The sequence below is a fragment of the Streptomyces sp. NBC_00390 genome (genome assembly GCF_036057275.1).
In the GTDB taxonomy this organism is placed as follows: domain Bacteria; phylum Actinomycetota; class Actinomycetes; order Streptomycetales; family Streptomycetaceae; genus Streptomyces.
In genome coordinates, this window is record NZ_CP107945.1 from 6853678 (window position 1) to 6875336 (window position 21659).

The 21659-nt window shown below is 72.2% G+C and carries 24 protein-coding genes; 17 read left to right on the forward strand and 7 right to left on the reverse strand.

All coding sequences use genetic code 11. From position 1 onward, the window contains the following. The first annotated feature begins 344 nt into the window (after positions 1–344). Both OHS70_RS30355 and mycP read left to right on the forward strand, forming a co-directional pair. On the forward strand, positions 345–1454 hold the full coding sequence (locus OHS70_RS30355) for a hypothetical protein (RefSeq protein ID WP_328402613.1): 1110 nt from the start codon (positions 345–347) through the stop codon (positions 1452–1454). Next, the gene (mycP, locus tag OHS70_RS30360) at positions 1451–2623 is read left to right on the forward strand and encodes a type VII secretion-associated serine protease mycosin (protein ID WP_328402615.1); all 1173 of its coding nucleotides are present in this window, start codon (positions 1451–1453) and stop codon (positions 2621–2623) included. The genes OHS70_RS30355 and mycP overlap by 4 nt, the downstream gene beginning before the upstream one ends. Before the next feature lie 20 nt (positions 2624–2643). Here mycP and OHS70_RS30365 read toward each other — a convergent pair whose 3' ends face one another. After that, positions 2644–3240, reverse strand: a complete 597-nt coding sequence (locus tag OHS70_RS30365; RefSeq protein ID WP_328402617.1) for a serine hydrolase — start codon at positions 3238–3240, stop codon at positions 2644–2646. A 23-nt stretch (positions 3241–3263) separates the two neighbouring features. On the opposite strand from OHS70_RS30365, the gene OHS70_RS30370 reads away from it, so the two are divergent. Continuing rightward, positions 3264–3998 (forward strand): SseB family protein, encoded by a 735-nt coding sequence (locus tag OHS70_RS30370; protein ID WP_328402619.1) that lies wholly within the window; start codon positions 3264–3266, stop codon positions 3996–3998. 15 nt (positions 3999–4013) lie between these two features. On the opposite strand, the gene OHS70_RS30375 is transcribed toward OHS70_RS30370, so the two are convergent. Next, positions 4014–4391 carry a DUF1844 domain-containing protein gene (locus OHS70_RS30375; RefSeq protein WP_328402621.1) on the reverse strand — a complete coding sequence of 126 codons (378 nt, stop codon included), beginning with the start codon at positions 4389–4391 and terminating at the stop codon, positions 4014–4016. A 352-nt stretch (positions 4392–4743) separates the two neighbouring features. On the opposite strand from OHS70_RS30375, the gene infC reads away from it, so the two are divergent. From infC to OHS70_RS30425, 10 genes are all read left to right on the forward strand, one after another. Beyond that, positions 4744–5409 (forward strand): translation initiation factor IF-3, encoded by a 666-nt coding sequence (gene infC / locus OHS70_RS30380; protein WP_328402623.1) that lies wholly within the window; start codon positions 4744–4746, stop codon positions 5407–5409. 122 nt (positions 5410–5531) lie between these two features. Then, positions 5532–5726 carry a 50S ribosomal protein L35 gene (gene rpmI / locus OHS70_RS30385; RefSeq protein ID WP_328402625.1) on the forward strand — a complete coding sequence of 65 codons (195 nt, stop codon included), beginning with the start codon at positions 5532–5534 and terminating at the stop codon, positions 5724–5726. 104 nt (positions 5727–5830) lie between these two features. Further along, a complete protein-coding gene (gene rplT / locus OHS70_RS30390) occupies positions 5831–6217 on the forward strand; it encodes a 50S ribosomal protein L20 (protein WP_328402627.1) in 387 nt (128 codons plus the stop codon). Between the two features lie 170 nt (positions 6218–6387). Next, positions 6388–7230 (forward strand): TrmH family RNA methyltransferase, encoded by an 843-nt coding sequence (locus tag OHS70_RS30395; RefSeq protein ID WP_328402629.1) that lies wholly within the window; start codon positions 6388–6390, stop codon positions 7228–7230. 98 nt (positions 7231–7328) lie between these two features. After that, positions 7329–8450 (forward strand): sensor histidine kinase, encoded by a 1122-nt coding sequence (locus tag OHS70_RS30400; protein WP_328402631.1) that lies wholly within the window; start codon positions 7329–7331, stop codon positions 8448–8450. A 136-nt stretch (positions 8451–8586) separates the two neighbouring features. Next, positions 8587–9738, forward strand: a complete 1152-nt coding sequence (gene pheS / locus OHS70_RS30405; RefSeq protein WP_328402633.1) for a phenylalanine--tRNA ligase subunit alpha — start codon at positions 8587–8589, stop codon at positions 9736–9738. After that, entirely contained in the window at positions 9738–12248 is a 2511-nt protein-coding gene (pheT, locus tag OHS70_RS30410; RefSeq protein WP_328402635.1) for a phenylalanine--tRNA ligase subunit beta, read from the forward strand. Before pheS ends, pheT begins: the two co-directional genes overlap by 1 nt. A 40-nt stretch (positions 12249–12288) precedes the next feature. After that, the gene (locus OHS70_RS30415) at positions 12289–12450 is read left to right on the forward strand and encodes a hypothetical protein (RefSeq protein WP_328402637.1); all 162 of its coding nucleotides are present in this window, start codon (positions 12289–12291) and stop codon (positions 12448–12450) included. A 291-nt stretch (positions 12451–12741) separates the two neighbouring features. Further along, the gene (locus OHS70_RS30420) at positions 12742–14079 is read left to right on the forward strand and encodes a transcriptional regulator (protein WP_328402639.1); all 1338 of its coding nucleotides are present in this window, start codon (positions 12742–12744) and stop codon (positions 14077–14079) included. 51 nt (positions 14080–14130) lie between these two features. After that, entirely contained in the window at positions 14131–14661 is a 531-nt protein-coding gene (locus OHS70_RS30425; protein ID WP_328402641.1) for an NUDIX hydrolase, read from the forward strand. Between the two features lie 64 nt (positions 14662–14725). Here the strand turns inward: OHS70_RS30425 and OHS70_RS30430 are convergent, their stop codons facing one another. Further along, the gene (locus OHS70_RS30430) at positions 14726–14983 is read right to left on the reverse strand and encodes a hypothetical protein (protein ID WP_328402643.1); all 258 of its coding nucleotides are present in this window, start codon (positions 14981–14983) and stop codon (positions 14726–14728) included. A gap of 152 nt (positions 14984–15135) precedes the next feature. After that, on the reverse strand, positions 15136–15996 hold the full coding sequence (locus OHS70_RS30435; RefSeq protein ID WP_328402645.1) for a 3-hydroxybutyryl-CoA dehydrogenase: 861 nt from the start codon (positions 15994–15996) through the stop codon (positions 15136–15138). Positions 15997–16178: 182 nt separating this feature from the next. On the opposite strand from OHS70_RS30435, the gene OHS70_RS30440 reads away from it, so the two are divergent. Then, complete coding sequence (locus OHS70_RS30440; RefSeq protein ID WP_328402647.1) at positions 16179–17435, forward strand: glycoside hydrolase family 10 protein; 1257 nt, start codon at positions 16179–16181, stop codon at positions 17433–17435. Here the strand turns inward: OHS70_RS30440 and OHS70_RS30445 are convergent, their stop codons facing one another. Both OHS70_RS30445 and OHS70_RS30450 read right to left on the reverse strand, forming a co-directional pair. Further along, a complete protein-coding gene (locus tag OHS70_RS30445; protein ID WP_328402649.1) occupies positions 17436–17627 on the reverse strand; it encodes a DUF1918 domain-containing protein in 192 nt (63 codons plus the stop codon). A 101-nt stretch (positions 17628–17728) separates the two neighbouring features. Then, a complete protein-coding gene (locus tag OHS70_RS30450; protein WP_328402651.1) occupies positions 17729–18625 on the reverse strand; it encodes a DMT family transporter in 897 nt (298 codons plus the stop codon). On the opposite strand from OHS70_RS30450, the gene OHS70_RS30455 reads away from it, so the two are divergent. The 3 genes from OHS70_RS30455 (at position 18624) to OHS70_RS30465 (ending at position 21214) form a co-directional block, all read left to right on the forward strand. After that, a complete protein-coding gene (locus OHS70_RS30455) occupies positions 18624–20060 on the forward strand; it encodes an aminotransferase-like domain-containing protein (RefSeq protein ID WP_328402653.1) in 1437 nt (478 codons plus the stop codon). The two genes, OHS70_RS30450 and OHS70_RS30455, sit on opposite strands and share 2 nt — an antisense overlap. A gap of 108 nt (positions 20061–20168) precedes the next feature. Further along, a complete protein-coding gene (locus OHS70_RS30460) occupies positions 20169–20600 on the forward strand; it encodes a GNAT family N-acetyltransferase (protein WP_328402655.1) in 432 nt (143 codons plus the stop codon). A gap of 38 nt (positions 20601–20638) precedes the next feature. Beyond that, positions 20639–21214, forward strand: coding sequence for a histidine phosphatase family protein (locus tag OHS70_RS30465; RefSeq protein ID WP_328402657.1), 576 nt, complete (start codon positions 20639–20641; stop codon positions 21212–21214). Positions 21215–21232: 18 nt separating this feature from the next. Here OHS70_RS30465 and OHS70_RS30470 read toward each other — a convergent pair whose 3' ends face one another. Beyond that, positions 21233–21640, reverse strand: coding sequence for a PPOX class F420-dependent oxidoreductase (locus OHS70_RS30470; protein ID WP_328402659.1), 408 nt, complete (start codon positions 21638–21640; stop codon positions 21233–21235). Positions 21641–21659: the final 19 nt, after the last annotated feature.

Consider the following 21659-nt stretch of genomic DNA (forward strand, 5'->3'; position numbering starts at 1 on the left):
CGTCCGTGACGCGTGAGGGTGGGTTCGACGGGCGTACGCCTGTGGCTCCGCACCGGCCTGCCACGCCTGCGGCCCCCGACCGCGCGCCGTCGCCGAGACCGTCCACCACCACCCCTGAGCCGTCAGCGCCGCGCGCCCCCGAGGCCCGCCCGGCGAGGTCCGGCCCGGCGGCGGGACAGGATGCTCAAGCGCCCGCCGTACCCCCGCGGCCCGCGCCGTGCGCTCCGCACCCCGGCGGACCCCCGGCGCCGCCCGCAACCCCGCCCGTGTCCCGTGCCGAGCCGGGCCCCTCGACCGCGTCTCGCGCTTCCGTCGCCCGCGCGCCCGGGCAGGCGGCACGGCCGGTGCCGCCCGCCCCCACCGCACCGCCCGCCCGCGTCCCTCAGGCCCCGCCTGCCCGGCCCGCCGCGGACCCGGCCGCCAGGGCAGAGGCCACCGCGCCGTGGGCTCCGCCGAGCACGACGACGGGATCCGGCGCCGGCATCCCCGACGCCGAGACCACCACCCGCCTGCGGCCGATCGGCGGGGCCGGCACCCCGCCACCCCGGCCGCCGCTCCCGCCGCAAGCCCGCCGCAGGCCCGTCGGCACCGTGGACATGACGCCGCGGCCGGGCGCGCCCCGGCCACCCGTCCATGCCTGGGCTCCGCCGGAGACGCCCGCCGAGATGACCACCCGGCTGCGGCCCGTACGCACCCGGCACCCCGCGCGCACCGTCAGCGCCGTCGCCTGCGTCGTGCTCGGACTGGGGCTGATCGGCGGCGCGGTCACCGGCATCTGGCTGACCGGCAGTTCGAGCGCGGACTCCGCCACCGGCGACCCGTACGCCGAGGCCGGCTCGCTCTGGCACAGCGTCCCCGTGGACACACTGTTCCCCCGTACGCTCAAGGGCCCCGACGCGGGCCCCGGCGGCGCCGACCGGGTCTGGACGCGGGTCGCCGTCGCACCCGCCGGCGGCTGCGCCACCGCCCTGGATCCCCTGCTGGTCAAGACGCTGGAGCCGGTCGGCTGCTCCCGCGTGCTGCGCGCCACGTACACCGACGCCACCGCCACCAGCGTCACCACGGTCGGCATGGTCTTCACCAAGGCCGACAAGCAGGGCATGCGGGCTCTGGGCGACCGGTTCACCGCGCAGTCGCTGGGGGAGCGCACCGACCTGATGCCCCGCACGCTGGGGGCCGAGAAGACCGTCGCCGCGAAGTTCGGCAAGAAGCAGCGCGCGAGCTGGACCGTCGACGTGATGACCGAGGCGCCCGTCGTCGTCTACGCCGTGTCCGGCTTCGCCGACGGCCGTACCGTCACCGACCCCCAGCCCGCCGACGAGGCCAAGGCCGCCGGCGCGACCTCCGCGCCCGCGCAGGCCGGCCTCGGCCACGATGCCGACGGAATCGCCACCGCCGTAAAGACCCGGCTGCGCACCGCCTTCACCGCAGCCGCGACGGAGAAGCCCGAATGACCCGCCGCCGCCACCGCGTCGCCGCCCTCCTCGCCGCCGTCTCCTTCGCGCTGCTGCCCGCGACACCCGCCCACGCGGATGCGATCCGGGCCCAGCAGTGGGGCCTCGAGGCGCTGCACACCGAGCAGGCATGGCAGACCACCAAGGGAAAGGGCATCACCGTCGCGGTCCTGGACACGGGCGTCGACGACCAGCATCCGGACCTGGCCGGATCGGTCCTGCCCGGCAAGGATCTCGTCGGCTTCGGGGCCGAGCGCGGCGACCGCGCCTGGGCCCACCACGGCACCGCCATGGCCGGGATCATCGCGGCCCACGGTCATGGCTTCGGCAACGAGTCCGGGGTCATGGGCATCGCCCCCGAGGCCAAGATCCTCCCCGTCCGGGTCATCCTCGAAGGCGGCGACAAGAGCCGCGACCGCGCCCGCAAGACCCGTGGCACCGCTCTCGCCCAGGGCATCCGCTGGGCAGCCGACCACGGCGCCGACGTCATCAACCTCTCCCTCGGCGACGACAGCAAGTCCGCGCACCCCGATGCGGGCGAGGACGCCGCCGTGCAGTACGCGCTCTCCAGGGGCGCAGTCGTGGTCGCCTCGGCCGGCAACGGCGGCGAGAAGGGCGACCACGTCTCGTACCCCGCCGCCTACCCCGGCGTGATCGCGGTGACGGCCGTCGACCGCTTCGGCACCCACGCCGCCTTCTCCACCCGTCGCTGGTACGCCACCGTCAGCGCACCCGGCGTCGACATCGTGATCGCCCATCCGGACCGCCGCTACTACCAGGGCTGGGGCACCAGCGCGGCCGCCGCCTTCGTGTCCGGAGCGGTCGCCCTGGTCAGGTCCGCCCACCCGGACCTGAGCCCGGCCCAGATCAAGAAGCTCCTCAGTGACACCGCCCGCAACTCACCCACGGGCGGCCGTGACGACTCCCGGGGACACGGCCTGGTCGACCCCGCCGCGGCCCTCGCGGCGGGCGCCAAGCTGCGCCCCGCGCAGCCTGGGACGGCGACCGCGGGCTACGCGAAGCAGTACTTCGGCCCAGGGCCCACCCCTGCGGACGAGGACGGCGCACCGACCGGCGTACTCGCCCCGGTCGCGGGAGGCCTCGGCGTCCTGATGCTCGCCGCCGCCGTCGCGCTCTGGCGCGGCGGACGCAGCAGCCGTACGCGGTAGGGGCCCGCGGCGCTCACCGTTCAGCGCGCCCCCACCGCCTTCCGCGCCGCCGCCTCGACGCACGCGACGCCCGACTCCTTCGTCGGATGACCGTCCGAGAGGACCGCGATCAGGCTGCCGCCGGCCTGGCCCACCGAGTGGACGACCCACAGACCGGTCGCACGCATCGGCATCCAGCCGTTCTTCAGCGCCCACGGAGCGCCCGCCGCCGACACGCCCCAGTCCTGTCCTGGGACCACCTGCCGCATCAGGGACCGCAGATACGCGTGGTTCCCCTCGAACACCGCCCGCAGCAGGGTGAGCTGGTCGCGTGCCGTCGTCCGGGTCAGGCCCCATGCCCGGTCCGCCACGGTCTCGCCCAGCCCCAGCCGCGCAACGGCCGCATCGAGCCCGGCCGCCCCGCCGATCCGCTCCCACAAGGCCGTCGCGGCGTCGTTGTCGCTCCTCACGATCATGGCCCGGGCCCGTCCCCGCTCCGGCTCGGACAGCGGTTCCTCCAGCGCCGCGAGGATCGCGATCTTGACGATGCTGGCGCACGGATACGTCCGCTCGTCGCCGTACACCAAGGGCTCGCCGCTTCCCGCGCGCAGGACGGCGACCGAGACGCTGGCACTCATGGACAGGAGGCTAGGCTCGACGCGTGGCGCTCAAGAACATTCCCGACCCCGGTTTCTCCGACGACGACGGCACGGCCGACCCGGCCCTCGAGGCGGCGCTCGCCGCCTGGGCCGAGGACGGCTCGGCCGAAGAACCGGTGCTCGAAGCACTCAAGGGCGCGCGGCTGCTCGTCCCTGTCGTCGCCGTACTCGGTGAGGTGGAGGAGGACGAGAACGGCCTGCGCCGCGAGAAGACCAGTGACATGGCGGTTCCCACGCTGACCGCCGGCGACCGCAGAGCCCTGCCCGCCTTCACGTCGATCGCCTCGCTCGCCCGCTGGAACCCCGAGGCCCGCCCCGTGGCCGTGCCGCTGTACCAGGCGCTCCAGGCCGCCGCCCACGAGAAGGCGGACACCCTCGTCATCGACCTGGCCGGGCCCGTTCCGTACCAGCTGGCCGGCCGGGCACTGCTCGCCCTCGCCGAGGGCCGCACCAGCACCGACCCGCTGGCCGACCCCGCCGTCACCGGCGCCGTACGGAACGCGGTCGCCGCCGAGCCGATGGTGCTGCGGGCACATCTCGTCCGTGGCCGGGACACGGACGGCACGCTCGCGCTGGTGCTCGCCGCGGACGCGGTCCCGGCCGAGGCCGGCCGGCGTGTCGCCGCGGCGCTGGCGGCCGACGACGTACTGAGGGCCCGCCTGGTGCGGGGCCTCGACCTGGCACTGCTGCCTGCCGAGGCCACCCCTCCGGGCGAGCCCCTGTTCGTCCGCGTATAGCCCTGTCCGGGCGGGTCAGCCGTAGACCGGGCCGGTGTACTTCTCGCCGGGGCCCTGGCCCGGCTCGTCCGGCACGAGCGACGCCTCGCGGAAGGCCAGCTGCAGCGACTTCAGTCCGTCACGCAGCGGCGCCGCGTGGAAGGAGCTGATCTCGGTGGCGCCGGCGTCCAGCAGACCGGCCAGCGCATGGACCAGCTTGCGGGCCTCGTCCAGGTCCTTGTGGTCCTCGGCGTCCTCGGTCAGACCGAGCTTCACGGCGGCGGCGCTCATCAGATTGACCGCGACCGTGACGATCACCTCGACGGCGGGGACCTCGGCGATGTCGCGGGTCATGGCGTCGAAATCGGGGGCCTCGTCGGGGGAGGGCTCTTGGGGGGAGGTCGCGTCACTCATGACGCACACGATATGCCCCGCCGTCCGGCCCCCCGCCGCGGCCACCGGTTAGCCCCTTCCGCCGGGAGCTGCTAACCTTGTGTGACGACCGGCTGGACACCTGCGTGCCCAGCCCACAAGTGGAGGCTCCGATCTCCCACCTGACCGCCCTCCGGGCGGCGGGTCACCGGTCAGGCGGCCCCCATCGTTCCGTACGGACGATGGAGTCGCCCGATGTGCGCCCCGCGGTTGACCGCGGCGGTGTTCCGGTATTCCAAGGAGCATCCGCCTGTGTCCCGTCCGGGGCATTTTTCGTGTTCCGGTGCGGTTGGTCCGTTGAAACAGACGTTACGCGGCTGTCTGCCAGGCGGTCGTGTGGTGCTACTTAGGAGGATCCATCAGCGCCGAGCCCCGCATCAACGACCGAATTCGCGTTCCCGAGGTGCGACTTGTCGGTCCCAGCGGCGAGCAGGTCGGGATTGTTCCGCTTGCCAAGGCCCTGGAGCTTGCGCAGGAGTACGACCTCGATCTGGTCGAGGTCGCGGCGAACGCCCGTCCGCCCGTGTGCAAGCTCATGGACTACGGGAAGTTCAAGTACGAGTCGGCCATGAAGGCCCGTGAGGCGCGCAAGAATCAGGCGCACACGGTCATCAAGGAGATGAAGCTCCGGCCGAAGATCGACCCGCACGACTATGACACCAAGAAGGGTCACGTCGTTCGGTTCCTCAAGCAGGGCGACAAGGTCAAGATCACGATCATGTTCCGTGGTCGTGAGCAGTCCCGCCCCGAGCTCGGCTTCCGCCTGCTGCAGCGTCTCGCCTCGGATGTCGAGGACCTCGGCTTCATCGAGTCGAACCCGAAGCAGGACGGCCGGAACATGATCATGGTTCTTGGCCCGCACAAGAAGAAGACCGAGGCCATGGCCGAAGCCCGGGAGGCCCAGGCCGCCCGCAAGGCCGGACGCCAGCCGGGAGAGTCGGCGGACCAGGGCGCCGAAGCTCCGGCCGAGGCACCTTCCGACACACCTTCCGAGGCATGACCACTGGGGCTGCCATCCAGGCGGCCCCGGGTTCTGCCCGGAATCCACAAACCAAGATCTGACGCTCCCGCTGTCCGGTGTACCCACCGGGGGAGCGCCACTGATGAGGAGATAACGGCGCGATGCCGAAGAACAAGACGCACAGCGGTGCCAAGAAGCGCTTCAAGATCACCGGCTCCGGCAAAGTGCTCCGTGAGCGCGCCGGCAAGCGCCACCTGCTCGAGCACAAGCCGTCCACGCTGACGCGTCGCCTCAGCGGCAACGCCGAGATGGCTCCGGGCGACGCCAAGAAGATCAAGAAGCTTCTCGGCAAGTGACGTCCGCCGTCCCCGCTGCCGGGGACGGGACGCCGAGACCGGGACCTATTCGTTTCCGGGCCGTGTGACCACCGACCACGGCCCCGCTACAAGGAGTTAAACAAGTGGCACGCGTCAAGCGGGCAGTCAACGCCCACAAGAAGCGCCGGGCGATCCTCGAGCAGGCCAGCGGTTACCGCGGTCAGCGTTCGCGCCTGTACCGCAAGGCCAAGGAGCAGGTCACCCACTCCCTGGTCTACAACTACAACGACCGCAAGAAGCGCAAGGGCGACTTCCGTCAGCTGTGGATCCAGCGCATCAACGCCGCTGCCCGCCAGAACGGCATGACGTACAACCGCCTCATCCAGGGTCTGAAGGCCGCCAACGTCGAGGTGGACCGCAAGATCCTGGCCGAGCTGGCCGTCAACGACGCCAACGCGTTCGCCGCGCTCGTCGAGGTTGCCCAGAAGGCGCTTCCGAGCGACGTCAACGCCCCCAAGGCTGCCGCCTGACGGGTCCGTTGATCCGCATGTGACCGGACCCGCAGGCCGCGCGGCCTGCGGGTCCGGTCACGTTTGGTGTTGTTCTCGGGGGTGGCCCCCCGAACCCCCGTCGGCCGCCAGGGCGGGGGCACCCCCGTATCCGGGCCCCGGCCCGGACCGAGTCAGAGAGCCGCAGGCACATGCCGACCCCCGAGCTGATCTCCCCGCGTTCCCCGCGTGTCGCCGCCGCCCGGCGGCTCGCCAAGCGCAACTTCCGCGGGAAGGACCAGCTGTTCATCGCCGAGGGGCCGCAGGCCGTGCGCGAGGCCGTCGCCCACCGCGGGCCCGGCGGTGAGGCCACGCTCGTCGAGCTGTTCACCACCGTCGAGGCCGCCGAGCGCTACGCGGACATCGTCGACGCCGCCCGCGCCACCGGCGCCCGGGTGCATCACGCCGCGGACAGCGTGCTCGCCGAGGTCTCCCAGACCGTCACTCCGCAGGGTCTGGTCGGCGTCTGCCGGTTCCTCGACTCGCCGTTCGAGGACATCCTGGCCGCCCGCCCCCGGCTCGTCGCCGTACTCGCCCACGTACGCGACCCCGGGAACGCCGGTACCGTGCTGCGCTGCGCCGACGCCGCGGGCGCCGACGCCGTCGTGCTCACCGACGCCTCCGTCGATCTGTACAACCCCAAGTCCGTGCGGGCGTCGGTCGGTTCGCACTTCCATCTGCCGGTGGCCGTCGGCGTACCCGTGGAACAGGCCGTGCGGGGCCTGCGGGACGCCGGGGTCCGCGTCCTCGCCGCCGACGGCGCGGGCGACCGCGACCTCGATGCCGAGCTCGACGCGGGCACCATGGGCGGCCCCACCGCGTGGATCTTCGGCAACGAGGCCTGGGGCCTGCCCGAGGAGACCCGCGCGCTGGCCGACGCCGTCGTGCGCGTACCGATCCACGGAAGGGCCGAGAGCCTGAACCTGGCGACCGCCGCCGCCGTATGTCTCTACGCCTCAGCACGAGCCCAGCGCGCCGGCGGCGCCACCCGTTGAGCGGACCACTCGCTCAGGGGGTCCGCTCCGTCACAAGGAGCTAGTAGGGTGGCGGGCTCGGGGGCCCACTCGGCAGCGGAGAGGTGGGGTACGGGGCTATGACCGTCGGGACCAGCAGGCCGACCCAGGCGCAGGCGGCTCTCCTGCGCCGATCCGGCAGTCCCGAGCTGCCCGCGATCGACCCCGACGACCTTCCCGACGGACTCGTCGTCGCCGACGAGACCGGCCACGTCGTCTGCTTCAACGCCGCCGCCGTACGCATCACCGCCGTCGCCAGGGACGACGCCATCGGACTGCCGCTGGAGCGTGTGCTGCCGCTGGAGGATCTCAAGGGCCGCCGCTGGTGGACCCTGACCGATCCGTACGGCGGACTCGCCACCCGCGTCGGCCAGCCGGAGCGCAATCTGCTCCTCCCCGGCGGCCGTGAGGTCCTCGTCTCCGCACGCTATGTACGCGACGTCCCCACCGGCCCGCTGCGCCGGCTCGTGGTCACTCTGCGCGGCACCGAGGCCCGGCGCCGTACCGAACGCAGCCACGCCGAACTGATCGCCACCGTCGCCCACGAGCTGCGCTCGCCGCTGACCTCCGTCAAGGGCTTCACCGCGACGCTGCTCGCCAAATGGGAGCGCTTCACGGACGACCAGAAGCGCCTGATGCTGGAGACCGTCGATGCCGACGCCAACCGTGTCACGCGGCTGATCGCCGAGCTCCTCGACATCTCGCGGATCGACTCCGGACGGCTCGAGGTGCGCCGCCAGCCCGTCGACATGCCCGCGGCCGTCAGCAGGCACGTCCAGGCCCACATAGCCGGCGGCCAGGCTCCCGACCGGTTCTTCGTACGCATCCGGGAGCAGCTGCCCGACCTGTGGGCCGACCCCGACAAGATCGACCAGGTACTCGGCAACCTGCTGGAAAATGCGGTGCGCCACGGCGAGGGAACCGTCACCATCGAGGTGGCGCCGGCCGCGGCGAAGAACGACGAGAAAGGCACGGCGGTCACCGTGAGCGATGAAGGCCCCGGCATCCCCGAGGAGTCGATGGGCCGTGTCTTCACCCGCTTCTGGCGGGGGAGCAAGCGCGGTGGCACCGGTCTCGGCCTCTACATCGTCAAGGGCATCGTCGAGGCGCACGGCGGGACGATCACCGTCGGCCGGGGGAGCGGCGGCGGCGCCGAGTTCCGATTTATCCTGCCCGTCGGCACTCCGGCATATCTCCAGTAGAGATCGCCCGAGCCGCCCGCGGGCTCATTCGCCTCCCCATACCCCGTTAGACTCGACCTTTGGCACCTTTGCGTCCTCGGTCGTCCTTGGTCGACGTGCGGGGTCCCCAGCCAGCCCATCGGAAGCACGGGAAGAGATGTCCGCACCCAATAAGTCGTACGACCCCGTTGAGGTCGAGGCACTGAAACCGGAACAGATCGAGCGCATGCGGGACGAGGCGCTCGCCGCCTTCGCCGCCGCAGACTCCCTCGAGGCGCTCGCCCACGCCAAGGTCGCGCACACCGGAGGCACCTCACCCCTCTCGCTCGCCAACCGTGAGATCGGCGCACTGCCCCCGCAGGCCAAGGCCGAGGCCGGCAAGCGCGTGGGCCAGGCCCGCGGCCAGGTCAGCAAGGCGCTCGCCGCCCGGCAGGCCGAGCTCGAGGCCGAGCGCGATGCCCGGGTGCTCGTCGAGGAGGCGGTCGATGTCACGCTGCCCTACGACCGCATCCCGGCAGGTGCCCGCCACCCGCTGACCACGCTCTCCGAGCGCATCGAGGACGTCTTCGTGGCCATGGGCTACGAGGTCGCCGAAGGCCCCGAGGTCGAGACCGAATGGCTGAACTTCGACGCGCTCAACATCGCCACCGACCACCCGGCCCGCGGCGAGCACGACACCTTCTTCGTGCAGGGCAGCGGGGACACCGCCCAGGCCGAGGGCCCGGCAGCAGGAAGCCAGGGCTCCGGCGTCGTGCTGCGCACGCACACCTCGCCCGTGCAGATCCGCTCCCTGCTCGAGCGTGAGCTGCCCGTCTATGTCATCTGCCCGGGCCGCGTCTACCGCACCGACGAGCTGGACGCCACGCACACTCCGGTCTTCCACCAGGTCGAGCTGCTCGCCGTCGACGAGGGCCTGACCATGGCGGACCTCAAGGGCACCCTGGACCACATGGTCCAGGCGCTGTTCGGCGAGGGCATGAAGACCCGGCTGCGCCCGAACTTCTTCCCGTTCACCGAGCCGTCCGCCGAGATGGACATGGTCTGCTACGTCTGCCGCGGCGAGTCCGTCGGCAACCCGGACCGCCCCTGCCGCACCTGCTCCAGCGAGGGCTGGATCGAGCTCGGCGGCTGCGGCATGGTCAACCCGAAGGTGCTCACGGCCTGCGGCGTCGACCCCAGCAAGTACAGCGGATTCGCTTTCGGGTTCGGCATCGAGCGAATGCTGATGTTCCGCCACAACGTCGAAGACATGCGAGACATGGTCGAGGGTGACGTCCGGTTCACCCGGCCGTTCGGGATGGAGATCTGATGCGGGTCCCGCTTTCCTGGCTGCGGGAGTACGTCGACCTGCCGGAGACGGAGACCGGCCGCGACGTCCAGGCCAAGCTCATCTCCGCCGGCCTCGAGGTCGAGACTGTCGAGCGGCTCGGCGCGGGCCTGAAGGGCCCGCTCGTCGTCGGCCAGGTGCTGACCATCGAGGAGCTGGAGGGCTTCAAGAAGCCCATCCGCTTCTGCACCGTCGACGTCGGCCAGGCCAACGGCAGCGGTGAGCCGCAGGAGATCGTCTGCGGGGCGCGCAACTTCTCCGTCGGCGACAAGGTCGTCGTGGTCCTCCCGGGCGCCGTACTGCCCGGAGACTTCGCGATCGCCGCTCGCCAGACGTACGGCAGGACCTCGCACGGCATGATCTGCTCCGGCGACGAGCTCGGCATGGGCGACGACGGCAGCGGCGGCATCATCGTGCTGCCGCCCGAGTACGAGGTGGGCACCGACGCGATCGAGCTCCTGGAGCTCGTCGACGAGGTCCTCGACATCGCGGTCACCCCCGACCGGGGCTATGCACTGTCGATCCGCGGCGTCGCCCGCGAGGCCGCCATCGCCTACGGTCTGCCGCTGCGCGACCCGGCGCTGCTCGACGTGCCCGGCCCGAACTCGTACGGACACGTGGTCAACGTCTCCGACCCGGTCGGCTGCGACCGCTTCACCGCGCGCACCGTCGTCGGCCTGGAGCCCGAGGCCCGCTCACCGATCTGGCTGCAGCGCAGGCTGCAGAAGGCCGGGATGCGCCCGATCTCGCTCGCCGTCGACGTCACCAACTACGTGATGCTGGAGCTCGGGCAGCCGCTGCACGCCTACGACCGCTCCCGTCTCGACGGGCCGATCGGGGTGCGCCGCGCCGAGCCCGGCGAGAAGCTCACCACCCTGGACGGGGCCAAGCGCGTCCTGGACGCCGAGGACCTGGTCATCACGGACAACCGCGGCCCGATCGGCCTCGCGGGTGTCATGGGCGGTGCCAACACCGAGATCGCGGACCACGACGACACCGCCGGGGCCACCACCGAGGTCGTCATCGAGGCCGCGCACTTCGACCCGGTCGCCATCGCCCGGACCGCGCGCCGGCACAAGCTGTCCTCCGAGGCGTCCAAGCGCTTCGAGCGCGGCGTCGACCCGCTGGCCGCGGCCGCCGCCGCGCAGCGCACCGTCGATCTGCTGGTGCTGCTCGCCGGCGGCACCGCCGACGGCGGCGTCACCGAGGTCGTCGCGCCGTACGCGCCGCGTACGATCACCATGCCGGCGGACCACCCCGACCGCGTCGCGGGTGTCGCCTACGGCCGCGAGACCGTCGTACGCCGCCTCCAGGAGGTCGGCTGCGACGTCTACGGGCAGGACGAGCTCGTCGTCACCGTGCCGTCGTGGCGCCCCGACCTCGCCCAGCCGAACGACCTCGCAGAAGAGGTCATCCGGCTCGAGGGGTACGAGAACCTTCCGTCCACGCTGCCCACACCGCCGTCCGGCCGCGGTCTGACCGCACGCCAGCGGCTGCACCGGCGGGTCGGCCGGGCGCTCGCGGGCGCCGGCTACGTCGAGGCGCCGAACTATCCGTTCATCGCCGAGAAGGTCTTCGACCAGCTCGGCCTGGACGGGGACGACGCCCGTCGCCGGGTCGTCCGGCTCTCCAACCCGCTGTCCGACGAGGAGCCGGCGCTGCGCACCACACTGCTGCCCGGCCTGCTCGCCACGCTGCGGCGCAACAACGGCCGTGGCAGCCACGACCTCGCGCTGTTCGAGACCGGTCTGGTCTTCCTGCCGACCGGCGACGAGAAGCCGGCCGTGGTACTGCCGGTCGACCGCCGTCCGACCGACGCGCAGATCGCCGAGCTGGACGCCGCGCTGCCGCGCCAGCCGCGCCGCGCCGCGGTCGTCCTCGCGGGCGCCCGCGAGCAGGCCGGCTGGTGGGGCAAGGGAGGTCCGGCCGAATGGGCGGACGCGATCGAGGCGGGCCGGCTGCTCGCCCGCGAGGCGGGTGTCGAGCTGACCGTGCGGGCCGACCAGCACGCGCCGTGGCACCCCGGGCGCTGCGCCGCACTGTTCGCGACCGTCAACGGTGAGGAGACGCTCATCGGCCATGCCGGTGAGCTGCACCCGCGGGTCGTCAAGGAGCTGCACCTGCCGGAGCGCACCTGCGCCATGGAGATCGAGCTCGATCTGCTGGAGCAGGCCGGGGGCATCGTCGAGGCTCCGCGGATCTCCACCTTCCCGGTGGCGACCCAGGACGTCGCGCTGGTCGTCGCCGAGGACGTGCCCGCCGGCGACGTGGAGGCCGCACTGCGCGAGGGCGCGGGCGAACTGCTGGAGTCCATCCGGCTGTTCGACGTCTTCACCGGCGAGCAGCTGGGCGAGGGCAAGAAGTCCCTGGCGTACGCACTGCGCTTCCGTGCCGCGGACCGCACGCTGACGGTCGACGAGGCGTCGGCCGCCCGTGACGCCGCTGTCGCGCTCGCCGCCGAGCGCACCGGCGCGGTGCTGCGCGGGGCCTGAGCGGCCGTTCGCCGATGAGGGGCGCATCCGCCACGTGCGGATGCGCCCCTCACGCGTGTGCGGAGCCGGAAACCGCCCCCGCCGGGGGCGGATCGCCGACGATGTGGCGCTGCTGGTGCTGCGCGACGACCGCACACGGGCAGCGGCGCAGAGCGGTGACACCGCCCTGCGCCGTGCCCGGCCGGAACCCTCCAATCGATAGCTCTCCGCAGCCGTGTGCAGTGTTCGGCAGGAGTGGGACTGCCGACGGCCGGCGCCGCCCGCCCTGCCGCGGAGTGTCGGGCAGATCAGCAGGGCAGACGACGCGATCGGGGCCGCCGCACTGTACGAGGGGGAGCCGGCGGCCCGGCCGCCTCTGTGAGAGGCCCTTCAGTCAACCGGCGCGCACCGCCCGGCGGCAGCGTACGCAAGGCACAGAAAAGCGCACTTGTTTCACACCCCGTGCGAATCGTCCTCTACTACGCTGAGCGGACCGAGTCACCGGAGGGTGCCCATGCAGCCCAACACCCTGCTCGACGCCCTGCTCGACGAAGCGGGCATCTCGCACGCCGGACTTGCCGCCCGCGTCAACCATGCGGGCCGGGCCAGAGGCCTGTCGCTGCGGTACGAACACACGGCCGTGGCACGGTGGTTGAAGGGCCAGCGCCCGCGCGGCCAGGTGCCCGACCTGATCTGCGAGGTGTTCGCCGGCCGGCTGCACAGGGTGATCACGCTCGGCGACATCGGACTCGCCACGCCCGGGCCGTCGCCACAGGGCGCCTCCTCGCTCTCCGGGTTCGTGGACCGCGCAACAGCCCTGTGGCGCTCCGACGAGCAGCAACGGCCACACATCGTGGGGGCCCCGGCCGTCACCGGCACCCCCGCCGTGATGCCCGTGTGGGAGTGGGAGAACCCGCCCGAGGACGCGGATGTCTCGCGCAGCGGCACGACCCGGGTCAGCATGGCCGACATCAAGATGCTGCGTGCCGCGCGGGCGCACTACGAGCTGATGTACCGCAAGGCCGGCGGTGTCGCCGTCCGCGCCCGTGTCGTCGGCTTCCTCAACGCGCAGACCGCACCCCTGCTGCGCGGCGCCTACAGCGACGCACTCGGCCGTCAACTGCACCGTGCCACGGGCGGGCTGGTGGCGGTGGCGGGCATCTGCGCGTACGACTCCGACGCGCACGGTCTCGCCCAGCGTTACTTCCATCAGGCACTGCGTCTGGCAAAGGCCAGCGGCGACCGCGGACTTGGCGCCTATGTGATCGCGCTGCTGGTCAACCAGTCGCTGTACATGGGCGAGTACCGGCAGGCGGTGGCGTTCGCCGAGGCGGCGCTGCGGGCTGCCGGTCACCAGATCACGCCGGCCCTGGCCGCGGACCTGTACGCGATGCAGGCGAAGGCGTACGCGCACCTGGGTGACAGCGGCAGCGCGCTGCGGTGCATCCACTGCGCCGAGTCCGAGGCGGAGCGGATCCGCCCGGGCCATGAACCGGACGAGACGGGGTACGTGCAACCGGGACTGGTCAATGTCCAGGTGGCCGAAGCGCTGCTCAGCCTCGGGGATCTGACGGTGGCCCGGGAACATGCCACGGCGGCCGTCGGCACCCCGGCCCACGACCGCGGCCGGGTGCACCGGCTCGCGATGCTGAGCCAGATCGAGATGCGCGCGGGTGAGATGGACCGGGCGGCGCGGACGGCGGCCGAGATGGTGGAGCGGGCGCGGGGGATGGAGTCCCAGCGGCTGCGCGACCGGCTGCGTGCCGTGCGGCGGGCCCTCGCGGCGAGCGGCTGCGCCGACGCCGAGGAAGCGGCCGAACTCATCGACGGGGCGCTGCGCGTTCCCCTGTGACCGTACTCCTGCTGCGATGTTGCCACCTACTTGTCGGAAGGTGGCACACACGTGCAGTGGACAAACTTAAGCGAACAAACTGTGTATGAGAACCGCTGGTTCAGGGTCAACCTCGCGGATGTCGCGCTGCCCGACGGCCGGCATCTGGACCACTTCCTGATCCGGCTGCGCCCGGTTGCCGTCGCGACCGTGGTCAACGAGGCCAACGAGGTGCTGCTGCTGTGGCGGCACCGGTTCATCACGGACAGCTGGGGCTGGGAGCTCCCCGCCGGTGTCGTCGAGGACGGCGAGGACATCGCGGCCGCCGCCGCCCGTGAGATGGAGGAGGAGACCGGCTGGCGGCCGGGCCCCCTCCGGCATCTGCTCACCGTGGAGCCGTCCAACGGGCTCACGGACGCGCGCCACCATCTCTACGTCGCCGACGAGGCCACGTACATGGGCCACCCCGAGGACGACTTCGAGTCCTCCCGCCGGGAGTGGATCTCCCTGAAACTGGTGCCCGACATGATCGCGCGCGGCGAGGTCCCGGCCGCCAACATGGCGGCCGGGCTGCTGATGCTGCACCATCTGCGGCTGGGCTGATCCGACCTGGTCGGCGCGGCAGGGCTGATCGGACGGGGCGGGCACGGCAGGGGAGGCGAGGCGCCTACGGCCCGAGCGCCTGCCACACCACGACGGCCAGTGCCCCGAGCGCGGTCAGTGCGGCGACGGCGGGCAGTGGCCACCGGGCATGCTCAAGTGCCCCCACGCGCGCGACCAGATCGGTCAGGTCCCGGTCGATCTGGTCGTTGCGCTGGGCGAGCAGCTCCAGCCGGCCGTCGATCCGGGCGAGGCCGACATCGAGGCTGCGGCGCAGTTCTGCGAACTCCTCGACGGCCAGTAAGTGATCAGCGTCGGTTGTCACGGATGTCGCTCCTGTTCGGGGGGTGTACGGCGGGCCCTTGACTGAGCGGGTCCGAGTCAACCCTCCCTGCTCGGGGGGCGGGAGCGTGTGCGCACGGCATATGCGGGCACGCCCCTCGCACCCCGTGTGAATCAGGAGCGGGCGTCAGGCGCTCAGGAGTACGGGTAGAAACCGGATCCCGTCTTGCGGCCGAGCCGGCCCGCGTCCACCATCCGCTGGAGCAGCGGGGGAGCGGCGTACAGCGGCTCCTTGAACTCGGCGTACATCGAGTCGGCGACCGAGGCCACCGTGTCCAGGCCGATCAGGTCGGAGAGCTTCAGCGGACCCATCGGGTGGGCGCAGCCCATCTCCATGCCGTTGTCGATGTCCTCACGGCTGGCGATGCCCGACTCGAACATCCGGATCGCGGAGAGCAGATACGGGATGAGCAGCGCGTTGACCACGAAGCCCGAGCGGTCCTGGGCGCGGATCGGGTGCTTGTCGAGCACGCGCTGCACGACGGCCTCGGACCGCTTGACGGTCTCCTCGGACGTGGTCAGCGCCGGGATCAGCTCCACCAGCTTCTGGACCGGTGCCGGATTGAAGAAATGGATGCCGATGACCTGGTCGGGGCGCGAGGTCGCGACGGCGAGCTTCACCAGCGGGATCGAGGAGGTGTTGGAGGCGAGGATCGCGTCCTGGCGGGTCACCACCTGGTCGAGGATCTGGAAGATCTCCGTCTTGACCTGCTCGTTCTCCACGACGGCCTCGATGACGAGATCGCGGTCGGCGAACTCCCCGAGGTCGGTGGTGAAGGTGAGGCGCTCCAGGGTCGCGTCGCGCTCCGCCTCGGTGATCTTGCCGCGCTCGGCGGCCTTGGACAGGGAGTTGTGCAGGCGGGTACGCCCGATCTCCAGGGCCTCGCCCGTGGTCTCGGCGACCTTCACCTCGAGGCCGCTTCTGGCACACACCTCCGCGATGCCCGCGCCCATCTGGCCGCAGCCCACCACTCCGACGCGTGCAATGTCGGCCATTGAGTCCGTCACCTCGTGCCTTTCGCTGATACTCGTGCGGCGGGGTCCCGTATGGTTCCGGTGCCCGCCCCGACCCCATGACGTTACTCCGGGAGTATGCGTGTCCGGCCGCCAGGGCCGGGCATGCTGCTTGAATACGGAGAGTCACGACAGCGCACATCGAGTGGGCAGGGGGCAGTCATATGGCACGTATCGGGCGAAGGGGTTTCGTGGCAGCCGCCGCCGGAGCGCTGTCCGCGCTGGCGGCGACGGGGGACGCGGCCGCTGCGTCAGATCGGCCGGCCGCCGCACCGCCGCGCACCAGCGCCGAACGGCGCGAATTCCGCGGGATGTGGCTGGCTTCGGTCGGCAACCGGGACTGGCCGTCGGCGCCCGGCCTCAGCGCCGCGGCGCAGCGCGCCGAGCTGCTCGCCCACCTCGACAGTGCGGTCGCCCGCCGGCTGAATGTGGTGATCTTCCAAGTGAGGCCTACGGCGGACGCGCTGTGGCCGTCCCCGCACGAGCCCTGGAGCCAGTATCTGAGCGGCGTCCAGGGCAGGAATCCCGGCTGGGACCCGCTCGGTACGGCGGTGACCGAGGCCCACCGCCGCGGTCTCCAGCTGCACGCCTGGTTCAACCCCTACCGGGTGGCGAACCACACCGACCCCTCACTGCTGGTCCCGAACCACCCCGCCCGGCGGAACCCCGGCTGGATCCTGCCCTACGGCGGCAAGCTGTACTACAACCCCGGCATCCCCGAGGTCCGCCGCTTCGTCCAGGACGCGATGATGGACGCCGTCCGCCGGTACGCCGTCGACGCGGTGCACTTCGACGACTACTTCTACCCGTATCCCGTCGCGGGACAGGTCTTCCGGGACGACGCCACGTATGCCCGCTACGGTGCCGGACACCCGGACAAGGCCTCCTGGCGGCGCAGCAACATCGACCGGCTGGTGAGCGAGATGGCCGCCCGTATCACCAAGGCCAAGCCCGGCGTCCGCTTCGGGATCAGCCCGTTCGGCGTGTGGCGCAATTCCGCGACCGACCCGCGCGGCTCGGCGACCGCCGCCGGTGTCCAGACCTACGACGCCCTGCACGCCGACACCCGCACATGGGTCCGGAAGGGCTGGATCGACTACGTCGTTCCGCAGGTCTACTGGAACATCGGCTTCCAGGCCGCCGACTATGCGGCCCTGGTTCCCTGGTGGGCGGATGTCGCCCGGGGGACCGGCGTCGACCTGTACATCGGCGAAGCGCTGTACAAAGCGGGCATGCCCGGTCAGCCCGCGCCCTGGCAGGATCCGGCGGAGCTGTCCAGGCACCTCACCTTCGCCCGGCGGTACGCGACGGTCCGCGGCCACTGCTTCTTCTCGGCGAAAGAGGTCATGACGGATCCGGCCGGGGCGATGGCAAAGGTGGTCGCCGACCACTATCCGACCCGGGTGAGGCCCCCGAGCTGATCAGGTCTGCTCGTGGTGGCGTACGACGGTGTCGGGACCGGGGGACATCAGCGCCTCGTGCCCGTCCTCGAAGCGGACGCGGAACGGGGGGTTGCCCTCAGGGCCCAGCACCTCGACGACTTCGGCGACCTTGTCGTGCTGTCCCACGATCCTGCCGTGCATCAGCAGCTTGTCGCCCACGTTCGCTTGCATCTGGGAGTGACCTCCTCGAAGAGGTTGGTCGTGCCTGACTTCGAGTCTACGGCCGGGGCCGCGAGTCGCACCTCCGGCTCCGCCCGTGGTCGTTTGCCCCTTCAACCGCTGGTGCGCTGGGTGACGGCGATGCAGACCAGCACCGCGACCGCGGCGAGCGGAGCAGCCGGGGAGAGCCGCTCGCCGAGCAGGGACACGGACCACACGAGAGTGAGCAGCGGCTGGGCCAGCTGAAGCTGGCTGGCCTTCGCGATCCCGATCTGCGCCATCCCGCGGTACCAGACGTACAGACCGAAGAACGTCGAGCCGGCCGCGACCCACAGCAGGCCGATCACGCCGTGCGTCCCGAGGCGCACCGGCTCGAAGGCGAGCGCGACGGCCGATCCGGCGACGGCGAGCGGCAGGCACAGCATCAGCGCCCAGCCGATCACCTGCCAGCCCGGCATCACCGCGGCCAGTCGGCCGCCCTCGGTGTAGCCGGCGGCGCACACCAGCAGCGCGCCGAAGAGATACAGGTCACCGGTGTGCAGCGCACCACCGCTCTGCTGGACGGTGAAGGCGAGCACCACGCCGGCACCGGCGAGCGCCGCGGCCCAGAAGGTGCGGGAGGGACGGCGGCGGGTGCGCAGGGCGGCGAAGGCCGCAGTGGTCAGCGGCAGCAGTCCCACCACCACGGCGGCGTGGGCGGAGGTGGAGGTCTGCAGGGCGAGCGTCGTCAGCAGCGGGAAGCCGACCACCACGCCGCCTGCGACGACGGCGAGCGGGGCCCAGTGCCTGCGGTGGGGGACCGGCACCCGCAGTGCCAGCAGGAACCCGCCCGCGACCAGGGCGGCAAGCACGCTGCGTACGGCGACCAGGGACCAGGGGCCGAAGCTCTCCATGCCCCAGACCGTGGCCGGAAAGGTCAGCGAGAAGGCGACGACGCCGAGCGCGGCGAGAAGGGTGCCACTGCTCACCGCTATCGAAGTGGTGGGAGTAGCGCTATCCTGTACTGTCATGCAAGAGCGTAGCAGTGTGGCGGAATTGGCGAATTCGCTGAAGCGTGAACTGGACCGCTACTCACCAGGAGAGAAGCTGCCGTCCAGCCGGGCGCTGGTCGAGCGCCACCGGGTCTCCCCGGTCACCGTCTCCCGGGCTCTCGCCCAGCTCGCCGCCGAAGGCCTGGTCGTCACGCGGCCCGGCGCAGGCGCCTTCCGGGCCCGGCCCCGCACCGACACCCCACCACCGGGGGACACCTCCTGGCAGGAAGTCACCCTCAGCGCGGACGCGGCGACCGAAGTCGTGCCGCGCGCGGTCGACGCGTCCGGCGTGCTCGTCACACTGTCAGCGCCACCCGCGGGAGTCGTCGAGTTCAACGGCGGCTATCTGCATCCCTCGCTCCAGCCGGAACGGGCCATGGCCGGCGCGCTGGCCCGCGCGGGACGCCGCCCCGGGGCGTGGGGCCGGCCGCCGACCGACGGGCTGCCCGAACTGCGCGAGTGGTTCGCCCGCGGACTCGGCGGCACCGTCGGCGCGGCCGATGTGCTGGTCACCGCCGGCGGCCAGTCGGCCCTGACCACCGCGCTGCGCGCTCTCGCCCCGCCCGGCGCCCCCGTCCTCGTCGAATCACCCACCTACCCCGGCATGCTCGCCATCGCCCGCGCCGCGGGGCTGCGACCGGTGCCCGTCCCCCTGGACCCCGACGGTGTGCGACCGGACCTCCTGGCCGCGGCGTTCCGCGCCACCGGAGCGCGCGTGTTCGTGTGCCAGCCGCTGTTCCAGAACCCGACCGGTGCCGTTCTCGCCACGGAGCGCCGCCCCGAGGTGCTGCGCATCGCCCGCGAAGCCGGAGCCTTCGTGATCGAGGACGACTTCGCGCGCCGCCTGGTCCACGAGGACGCCGGCCCGCTGCCCAGGCCCCTGGCCGCCGACGACCCCGACGCAGTGGTCGTCCACGTCAGTTCGCTCACCAAGGCGACCTCGCCCAGCCTGCGGGTGGGCATGCTCGCCGGCCGCGGCCCGGTGCTGGAGCGGCTGCGCGCCATCCATGTCGTCGACAACTTCTTCGTCCCCCGCCCGCTCCAGGAAGCGGCCCTGGAACTGGTCGGTGCCCCGGCCTGGAGTCGCCATCTGCGCCGCGTGGCCGCCGAGCTGAAGGGCCGCCGCGACACCATGACCGCGGCACTTCGGATGCACCTGCCCGAACTGTCCCTGCCGCACATCCCGTCCGGCGGCCACCACCTGTGGCTGCGCCTGCCGGACGCCATGGACGAGAGCGCCCTCGTGGCCGCCGCCCTCCGGGCGGATGTCGCGGTCGCCCCCGGCCGCCCCTACTTCTGCGCCGAACCCCCCGCCGGACACATCCGGTTGAGCTTCGCGGGCGTCGCGGGCCCGGCCGAGATCGAGAAGGGTGTGCGCCGGCTGCGGACGGCGTGCGACGAATGGGCGGCATGACCCCTGGCCTCCCCCCGGGACCGGGACACCGGCCGTGACGACCGCCGCCTGCCCCCGGCCGGGACATCGAGCGTGACAGCCGGCGACCGGGCATGCGAATCTCACGCCATGAGCGAGACGACCCATGGCCCTTACACGATCTCCACCGACCCGGGCCGCCTCGACGCGGCCCGGGTGCACCACTGGCTCTCGAGCGATGCCTACTGGGCGCTCGGCCGCAGCCGGGAGCGGCAGGACCTCGCCATCGCCGGATCGCTCAACTTCGGCGCGTACGAAGCAGCTTCGGGCGAGCAGGCCGCCTACGCGCGCGTCATCACGGACGGGGCCACCTTCGCCTACCTCTGCGACGTCTATGTCGACCCGTCCGCCCGCGGGACGGGACTGGGCACCGCCCTCGTCGCCGCTGTGCGCGACCATCTCGCGCCGCTCGGGCTGAACCGGATCTTGCTCACCACCGACGACGCTCACGGTGTGTACGAAAAGGTCGGATTCCAGGTACTCGGCAACCCGGGGAACTGGCTGCAGATCGCCTTCAACTGACTCTTGACCTGCGCGGCGTTCCCGTTCACCATCACGCCATGAGTGTGAGGGTCACGTTGGTCGCCGCCGCGCGCAGCTCGTCGCTGCTCGCCGAGCGGTTCGACGACGACCGCCCGCTCGACCTGGTGGGCTGGCAGGAGGTGCGGCTCGCCGCGCACGCCCTTGTGCCGCTGAACACCGCCGAGCTGCGGTACTGCTCGCCGACCCCCCGCAGCCGGGCGACCGGCGAGGCGCTCGGCCTCTTTCCCATGGCCCAGCCCGCGCTGCGGGACTGCGACATGGGCCGCTGGCGCGGGTTCACGCTCTCCGAGGTGACCGCCCGCGAGCCTGCCGCCGTCGACGCGTGGTTCGCCGACCCGCGCTCGGCGCCGCACGGCGGCGAGCCGCTGCTCGCGTTCATCGGACGCATAGGGAGCTGGCTGGACACCCGCCCCGCCGACGACGGCGGCACCATCGTCGCCGTGGCCGAACCGGGCGTCGTCCGAGCGGCCCTGGTGTACGCCCTGAGGCTGCCGCCGGCCACCTACTGGGCGGTGGACGTGCGCCCGCTGTCGACCGTGACCCTCACGGGCCTCTCCGGTCACTGGAGCCTGCGCCTGGAGGCGGCGGCGTGACGCCCCGGCCGCGCGGCATCACGCGGCCGTTCCCACCACCCGCTCGGGCGTGATGCGGATGACGATCCGTACGACCTCCGGCGGCAGCCCCAGGTACTCCGCGCCCGCACCCGGGCCCTCGTACCGCTCCGCCAGCTGGACCGCGAGCTCGCGTCCCGCGTCCTCGGTGATCGTCGCGGTGCCGCGCACTTCCACGTACTGCAGCGGGTCCTTGAGGTCGTACACGGTCACGCTCACCCGCGGGTCGGCCGCGATGTTCCGGTCCTTGCGGCGGCCCGCCTCGGAGGAGATGACCAGAGCGTCGCCGTCCCTGGCGATCCAGACCACGGAGGTCTGGGGGCTCCCGTCGGGGAGGACGGTGGCCAGCACCGCGGGGTTCGGCGCATCGAGCAGCCGACGGGCGGCCGTACTGAGGGAAACAGACATGCGCGAAGGGTAACCCGGC

Bases quoted from the DNA above. Each gene is read 5' to 3' on its own strand.
- OHS70_RS30450 (WP_328402651.1), bottom strand. From the start codon at position 18,625: ATGACAGTACAGGATAGCGCTACTCCCACCACTTCGATAGCGGTGAGC.
- OHS70_RS30415 (WP_328402637.1), top strand. From the start codon at position 12,289: ATGCGCCCCTCACGCGTGTGCGGAGCCGGAAACCGCCCCCGCCGGGGG.
- pheS (WP_328402633.1), top strand. From the start codon at position 8,587: ATGTCCGCACCCAATAAGTCGTACGACCCCGTTGAGGTCGAGGCACTG.
- mycP (WP_328402615.1), top strand. From the start codon at position 1,451: ATGACCCGCCGCCGCCACCGCGTCGCCGCCCTCCTCGCCGCCGTCTCC.
- rpmI (WP_328402625.1), top strand. From the start codon at position 5,532: ATGCCGAAGAACAAGACGCACAGCGGTGCCAAGAAGCGCTTCAAGATC.
- pheT (WP_328402635.1), top strand. From the start codon at position 9,738: ATGCGGGTCCCGCTTTCCTGGCTGCGGGAGTACGTCGACCTGCCGGAG.
- OHS70_RS30470 (WP_328402659.1), bottom strand. From the start codon at position 21,640: ATGTCTGTTTCCCTCAGTACGGCCGCCCGTCGGCTGCTCGATGCGCCG.
- OHS70_RS30455 (WP_328402653.1), top strand. From the start codon at position 18,624: ATGCAAGAGCGTAGCAGTGTGGCGGAATTGGCGAATTCGCTGAAGCGT.
- OHS70_RS30465 (WP_328402657.1), top strand. From the start codon at position 20,639: ATGAGTGTGAGGGTCACGTTGGTCGCCGCCGCGCGCAGCTCGTCGCTG.
- OHS70_RS30420 (WP_328402639.1), top strand. From the start codon at position 12,742: ATGCAGCCCAACACCCTGCTCGACGCCCTGCTCGACGAAGCGGGCATC.
- OHS70_RS30375 (WP_328402621.1), bottom strand. From the start codon at position 4,391: ATGAGTGACGCGACCTCCCCCCAAGAGCCCTCCCCCGACGAGGCCCCC.
- OHS70_RS30395 (WP_328402629.1), top strand. From the start codon at position 6,388: ATGCCGACCCCCGAGCTGATCTCCCCGCGTTCCCCGCGTGTCGCCGCC.
- OHS70_RS30400 (WP_328402631.1), top strand. From the start codon at position 7,329: ATGACCGTCGGGACCAGCAGGCCGACCCAGGCGCAGGCGGCTCTCCTG.
- OHS70_RS30460 (WP_328402655.1), top strand. From the start codon at position 20,169: ATGAGCGAGACGACCCATGGCCCTTACACGATCTCCACCGACCCGGGC.
- OHS70_RS30440 (WP_328402647.1), top strand. From the start codon at position 16,179: ATGGCACGTATCGGGCGAAGGGGTTTCGTGGCAGCCGCCGCCGGAGCG.
- OHS70_RS30435 (WP_328402645.1), bottom strand. From the start codon at position 15,996: ATGGCCGACATTGCACGCGTCGGAGTGGTGGGCTGCGGCCAGATGGGC.
- OHS70_RS30365 (WP_328402617.1), bottom strand. From the start codon at position 3,240: ATGAGTGCCAGCGTCTCGGTCGCCGTCCTGCGCGCGGGAAGCGGCGAG.
- OHS70_RS30445 (WP_328402649.1), bottom strand. From the start codon at position 17,627: ATGCAAGCGAACGTGGGCGACAAGCTGCTGATGCACGGCAGGATCGTG.